Annotated in this window: 8 protein-coding genes; 6 read left to right on the top strand and 2 right to left on the bottom strand. The window is 37.0% G+C overall.

Annotated features, from left to right (window positions below):
• Window positions 1-28: 28 nt before the first annotated feature.
• On the top strand, window positions 29-2047 hold the full coding sequence (locus CWS20_RS10955; RefSeq protein ID WP_066195772.1) for a transglycosylase domain-containing protein: 2019 nt from the start codon (window positions 29-31) through the stop codon (window positions 2045-2047).
• A gap of 253 nt (window positions 2048-2300) precedes the next feature.
• Here CWS20_RS10955 and CWS20_RS10960 read toward each other — a convergent pair whose 3' ends face one another.
• The gene (locus CWS20_RS10960; protein WP_066195774.1) at window positions 2301-2627 is read right to left on the bottom strand and encodes a hypothetical protein; all 327 of its coding nucleotides are present in this window, start codon (window positions 2625-2627) and stop codon (window positions 2301-2303) included.
• Between the two features lie 216 nt (window positions 2628-2843).
• Here CWS20_RS10960 and sigY point away from each other — a divergent pair, with 216 nt between their 5' ends.
• The 4 genes from sigY to fumC all read left to right on the top strand — a co-directional run bounded on the left by sigY (window position 2844) and on the right by fumC (window position 5375).
• Window positions 2844-3374 carry an RNA polymerase sigma factor SigY gene (gene sigY / locus CWS20_RS10965; protein ID WP_066195777.1) on the top strand — a complete coding sequence of 177 codons (531 nt, stop codon included), beginning with the start codon at window positions 2844-2846 and terminating at the stop codon, window positions 3372-3374.
• Complete coding sequence (locus CWS20_RS10970; RefSeq protein ID WP_066195779.1) at window positions 3361-3675, top strand: YxlC family protein; 315 nt, start codon at window positions 3361-3363, stop codon at window positions 3673-3675. Before sigY ends, CWS20_RS10970 begins: the two co-directional genes overlap by 14 nt.
• The gene (locus CWS20_RS10975) at window positions 3672-3875 is read left to right on the top strand and encodes a sigma-Y antisigma factor component (protein WP_066195781.1); all 204 of its coding nucleotides are present in this window, start codon (window positions 3672-3674) and stop codon (window positions 3873-3875) included. The genes CWS20_RS10970 and CWS20_RS10975 overlap by 4 nt, the downstream gene beginning before the upstream one ends.
• 126 nt (window positions 3876-4001) lie before the next feature.
• Entirely contained in the window at window positions 4002-5375 is a 1374-nt protein-coding gene (gene fumC / locus CWS20_RS10980; protein WP_066195784.1) for a class II fumarate hydratase, read from the top strand.
• 59 nt (window positions 5376-5434) lie between these two features.
• Here the strand turns inward: fumC and CWS20_RS10985 are convergent, their stop codons facing one another.
• On the bottom strand, window positions 5435-5635 hold the full coding sequence (locus CWS20_RS10985; RefSeq protein ID WP_066195787.1) for an alpha/beta-type small acid-soluble spore protein: 201 nt from the start codon (window positions 5633-5635) through the stop codon (window positions 5435-5437).
• Window positions 5636-5917: 282 nt separating this feature from the next.
• On the opposite strand from CWS20_RS10985, the gene CWS20_RS10990 reads away from it, so the two are divergent.
• Window positions 5918-6178 (top strand): metal-sensitive transcriptional regulator, encoded by a 261-nt coding sequence (locus tag CWS20_RS10990; RefSeq protein ID WP_066195793.1) that lies wholly within the window; start codon window positions 5918-5920, stop codon window positions 6176-6178.
• The last annotated feature ends 35 nt before the right edge of the window (window positions 6179-6213 follow it).

The following is a 6213-nucleotide window of genomic DNA, read 5'->3' on the forward strand; positions in this document are numbered from 1 at the left end:
CCAATTAAATAAAAAATATGGAGGCAATATGGAGAGAAGTTCATGGTATAAAAATATGAAATCTATATGGAAAAGGTTTCATTTTACACAAATATTATTATTATTAGGCTGTTTATTTGCATTAATCATTCTTATTTTCATCTATCCTTTTTCAAGCAAGGCAGATATTAGCGCAATTGAGACTGGTTTATCACAGCCAACAATTATTTACGATAAAAACGGTGATGAGGCCAGCAAGATTTCAGCGAATAAAAACGAGGGCGTTTATATCGATGATATCCCTGAGCACATGAAGAATGCTGTCATTGCCATCGAGGACCATCGTTTTTATGAACATAATGGCGTCGATTATAAAGGCATAGGCAGAGCGCTAGTGCGTAATATAAAAGCAGGTCAGATTGTTGAGGGCGGAAGCACAATCACTCAACAGCTAACAAAGAATGCCCTGCTTACTTCTGAAAAAACTTATGAAAGAAAAATTGAAGAAATTTTTCTTTCAAGGGAAATCGAAAGAAAATATTCAAAGAATGAAATATTACAAATGTATCTGAATCAAATTTATTTTGGTGAAGGGGCTTATGGCATTAAAAGGGCGGCACAGAAGTATTATGCAAAAGATGTAGAGGAATTAACGCTAAGCGAGTCAGCTTTGCTGGCAGGCTTAATAAAGGCTCCTTCATCTATTAATCCATATCAAGATGAAGAGAAAGCATTACAGCGTAAGGACGTTGTATTGAATCAAATGAAAAAGCATGGGTTTATAACTGAAGAAGAGCTGGAAAAGGCGAAAGCAGAGGAATTAGTATTTAATGACGGTGGCGGTGACCCTCTAAAAGGAAAGTATCCTTATTATGTAGACGCAGTTTTGGAAGAGGCGATGGACACTTATGACCTTAACCTTGATGATCTTTTGACAAAAGGCTACCACATATATACTGAGCTTGATCCAGCAATGCAAGCAATGGTCGAAAAAACATATACGAATGATTCACTTTTTCCTGAGAGTACAGGTGAAAGACAAGTTCAAAGCGGTGCGATCTTTATTGAGCCTACATCAGGTGGAATCCAAGCTCTATCAGGCGGCAGGGGTGAACATACGTTGCTGGGCCATAATCGGGCAATTCATCGCGTAGGGCAACCGGGATCAACAATGAAACCGATTGTACCTTATGCTGTGGCGGTGGAGGAAGGCTGGAATATTACAGATGAGCTAAAAGATGAAAAAATGGATTTCGGAGATTATTCCCCTAATAACTATTCAGGAACCTATAAAGGAAAAGTCCCTATGTATGAAGCTGTGAAGGACTCTCTCAATTTGCCGGCTGTTTGGCTATACAACGAGATTGGAATTGAAAAAGGGACAAAGATGGCTGAAAGCTTTGGCATTCCAGAGGAAGCAATTAATCCGAATCTTGGTCTTGCATTAGGCGGCACAAATGTCGGAGTCTCTCCACAAAATATGGCAGAGGCCTATAGTGTGTTCGCAAATGACGGGGTGCGAGTAAAGTCGCACACGATAACGAAAATTGATGATCAAGAAGGCAATACAATCGCTGAATGGGATGGTAATAAAGAAGAGGTTATCTCTAAAGAGTCTGCTGATAAAATAACTTCAATGCTCCTTGGCGTCGTAGATTATGGTACAGGAAAGGCGGCAAAAATCCAAGGGCGAGAGGTAGCTGGAAAGACAGGATCTACTCAGCTTCCGATAGAAGGCACGAATGGGACAAAAGATCAATGGTTTGTTGGCTATACACCTCAGCTAGTAGGTGCAGTATGGGTTGGATACGATCAATCTGATGAAAATCATTATTTAACAACGACAAGCAGTGAAGGCACTGCGCCATTATTTAAAGAAATGATGTCAAACGCATTGACTGATAAAGAAGTTCAAAGCTTTAACGTTCAAAAAGTTGATGGGCTTATACAGCAGCAACAGCAGCAAGAGCAAAGGAAGGAGAGGGAGGAAAGAATCCAATCAGAAATTCAACGTTTTGGTGACTGGTTCCAACAAGGTAGAGATCGAATAGACGAATGGTTTCGCTGAGGAGGAAACGAAAGGCACATAGTTAATCTATGTGCCTTTATTATGGAAAAATAAGTTTCCGGGATTTTTCATTGAGAAAAAAATGAAGATGGTGCCATAATATTATTTCTTACTAAAATATCCAATTTACAAGTGCGCTTATAACAACAATTAAACCAATAATCATTAAAATCGCTCGAATCATCTTGTTCACTCCCATTTATCGCAGATTAACGGACAGTAAGATTCCCACTGATTGAAGTTTCACTTTATGCTATAGTTGAATCGTTTGATATAAATGAACCTGTCTTTCCTTTGAGATAATTAGATCTCCGATTTCTTCTGTGCAAATCTCTTTCACTTTATCTAATTGGTTTTGGACTTCAATGCCTTCTACGATAATTTTTAATTTTGTGTGAGGCTGTACCATGAGGAGAAATGATACGATTTTTGATAAACTTGATATATCAACAATTTTATGATTATTAAGAAGGTATACAGTTCCATTGAAATTTTTAGCTGATAAGTATATATCCATCATTTTTTTCATAGAAAATCGTTTATTAATTATTACATTAGCTGAAATGATTTTTTTGTTCATATTCATTCTCCTTTTATTGAGACCTGTTAGTTTAATATGTAAGTACCCCGACATTGGATTGATAAAACATTTAATCGGAGAAAATAAAAATGAACGATAATTGCTGATAAGCGTCTAACAAAAGGGCTTAGTTTATTAAACTGGAACTGAAATTGGGTGTAGGTTAACAGAAAAACAAATGAACAACAGCCATGTGCAAAAGAAGGGAAGGTTGCCATGAATGAGGCGAAGATAATTAAACAAGCTAAAAAAGGCGATCATCTTGCTTTTGCTTCATTATTTCAACAGCATTATCCAATTCTTTATAAATATTTATTAAAGGTAACAATGAATCCTGACCTTTCAGAAGAGCTTGCTCAGGAGACAATGGCAAAGGCGATTGAAAAGCTCCCTCTTTTTAAAGGGAAGTCCAAATTTTCTACGTGGCTTATTTCTATTGCTACGAATAAGTATATTGATTATCATCGAAAAGAAAAACGTGAAAAGGATTGGATAAGCGATGAAGAAGCTTATAGGAAATTAAAATGGAGGATGGAAAGCTACAATGAAGATTGGAATGATGCGCTTACAGAGTTAGGTAAATTATCTGAAGGGGTAAGAATCCCAATTATACTGAAGCATTACTACGGCTATTCATATGATGAAATTGGCGAGATGATGAATATTTCTGCAGGCACAGTTAAATCTAGAGTCCATAATGGTCTAACTGCTGTTAGAGAGGGGTTGAACATTCTTGAAAAAAGATAATAATGAACAAGCTGTAATTGACGAAATAACGAAAAGCCTCAATAGCCTTGATGCTCATCCCGTTCACATTCCTGATGCAAGCTGGTTTGAAGCATTCGTGGAAGATCAACAAAAAAAATTGCGGAAAACATTTATCAGAGATGTGTGCGTCTTTTTATTTGTTGCGCTATTTATCTTAAGTGGGTTGTTATTTACTCTCTTCCAAATGCCATATTTATTTATTGTTATCCAAATAGCCAGCATCATCTTTGTAGCACTATACAGCTTTATCAGATATAGAAAGCAGGTGGCTCCTGAATGATGGATGCTGAGATGCTTCTCGTTTTTATCACATGTGCGATCATCCTTATTAGCCAAAGCTTGTTTTTGTTTATAAACGCCAGAAAGCACGGGCATAATTATTGGCTATGGGGCATTCTTGGTTTAATTCAAGCACCGATGCCAACATTGTTTTATTTACTCTTTGCCAGGAAATTGTGGCGAAGTAAGAAAAAGAAATAAATAAATAAATAAAATTGAGTAGCAATAAGACATGTATAAATCTTTTCTCTTTTTTAAATTCGACATTTAAAGTTCTTAAAATAGGGAAATGAATAGAATGTAAAAAGATTTTGGGAGGTTTTTATTTTGTCTGATTTTAGAATAGAGCGTGATACATTAGGGGAAGTAAAAGTTCCAGCTGATAAGTATTGGGGAGCGCAGACGGAAAGAAGCAGAAAAAATTTTAAAATTGGAATAGAAAAAATGCCACAGGAATTAATTTATGCTTTTACTCTTGTTAAGAGAGCAGCCGCTATTGTTAATCATGATCTAGGTAAACTACCTGAAACGAAAAAAACAGCTATCGTAAGCGCATGTGACGAAGTTCTAAATGGCCAATTTGATAGCCACTTCCCGCTAGCTGTTTGGCAAACTGGCAGTGGTACGCAAACAAATATGAATGTGAATGAGGTTATTGCAAGAAGAGCAAATGAATTATTAAATAAGGGAGATATACGCATTCATCCGAATGATGATGTAAATATGTCACAAAGCTCAAATGATACTTTTCCTACAGCCATGCATATTGCTGCATTGCATGAAGTGACCATTCATTTATTGCCGTCATTGAAGAAGCTTAAGCAAACGATCAAACAAAAGGAAACAGAATATAACCATATCGTAAAAATAGGGAGAACCCATTTACAAGATGCGACACCGCTCACATTAGGTCAGGAAATGAGCGGTTGGCGTTATATGCTAGAAAAGAATGAAAGAATGATTACAAAAGCCGCCGAATCTTTGCAAGGATTAGCAATAGGCGGAACTGCTGTTGGTACAGGCATCAATGCTGATAAATCTTTCGGAGATAAAATGGCTAATGCTATTTCGGCATATACGAAGCTTGCTTTTCACTCCTCAGAAAATAAATTTCAAGCATTAACGAGCCATAGTGAAATCGTATATGTACATGGTGCTTTAAAGGGTTTAGCTGCAGATTTAATGAAAATTGCAAATGATGTTAGATGGCTCGCAAGCGGACCAAGGAGCGGTATTGGCGAATTAACGATACCAGCTAATGAACCTGGAAGTTCAATTATGCCTGGAAAGGTAAATCCAACTCAAAGCGAAGCGCTCACAATGATAGCTTGTCAAGTTTTTGGAAATGATGCAACGATTGGCTTTGCTGCTAGTCAAGGTAATTTTGAATTAAATGTTTTTAAGCCGGTTGTTATTTATAATTTGTTACAGACCATTAGGCTGCTGACTGATGGGATGCAGTCGTTTAATGAGAAGTGCATGTCAGGATTAGAAGCAAATGAAGAAAAAATAAAAGAGTATGTCAATCAGTCATTGATGCTTGTTACAGCATTGAATCCGCATATTGGCTATGAAAAGGCAGCTGAAATTGCTAAACTTGCCTTTAATGATCAGCTAACGTTAAAAGAAGCTGCTCTGAAAACGGGATATATTACCGAGGAACAATACGATGAATGGGTCGTTCCAGAAAAAATGGTGTAAATAAAGAGAGAAGCCCCCAATGATTGGGGGCCATTCCATCAATATTTAATTAATCTTAATTAGCGAGCACTGCCGCCAAGTTGTTGTTCCGCCATTTGAACAAGGCGTTTTGTAATTTCTCCACCAACAGAACCGTTGGCACGAGATGTTGTTTCAGGTCCTAAGTTTACACCAAATTCAGTTGCAATTTCATATTTCATTTGGTCTAAAGCTTGTGTTACTCCTGGTACTAATAATTGGTTTGAAGATTGGTTTGCCATAATGTGTTTCCACTCCTCATAATGTTTTTTGTTTTGGCTGGGTTAGCTGGAGTTGAACCAGCGCATTGATCATGCACCTAACGGTTTAACCCATCGGTTCAGTAGAAACAGCAGTGAATTGCTGTTTGTACTTTCTATTATGTTTGTTTTTATTGAGTTTATTCTTCATAGAAACAGGGAATTATTTCCTGATAAAAAGCAGACAAGTAGACACTTTTTAATAAAACGATTTAAATGCTATAATATTTATAAAGGACTAATTTGAGTTTGAGAGGTGAGCGGATGGAATACTCACAAGATATGAAGAACCGATTAAAAAGGTTAGAAGGTCAAGTACGCGGAGTGTTAAGAATGATGGAGGAAGATCAGCATTGTAAAGATGTTGTAACTCAGCTATCTGCTGTACGTTCAGGGATTGATCGTACAATGGGATATGTTGTTGCAAAGAATCTTGAGGCATGTATTAAAGAGGCGAATGAAGAAGGAAAAAATGCTGAGGAAGCAATTCAAGAGGCTGTGAATATGATTGTGAAAAGCAGATAAGGATTGGCTATACATAAAAATAAAGAGGCTCTTTT

Origin of the sequence: Cytobacillus horneckiae (genome assembly GCF_002835735.1) — a bacterium.
In the GTDB taxonomy this organism is placed as follows: Bacteria; Bacillota; Bacilli; order Bacillales; family Cytobacillaceae; genus Cytobacillus; species Cytobacillus horneckiae.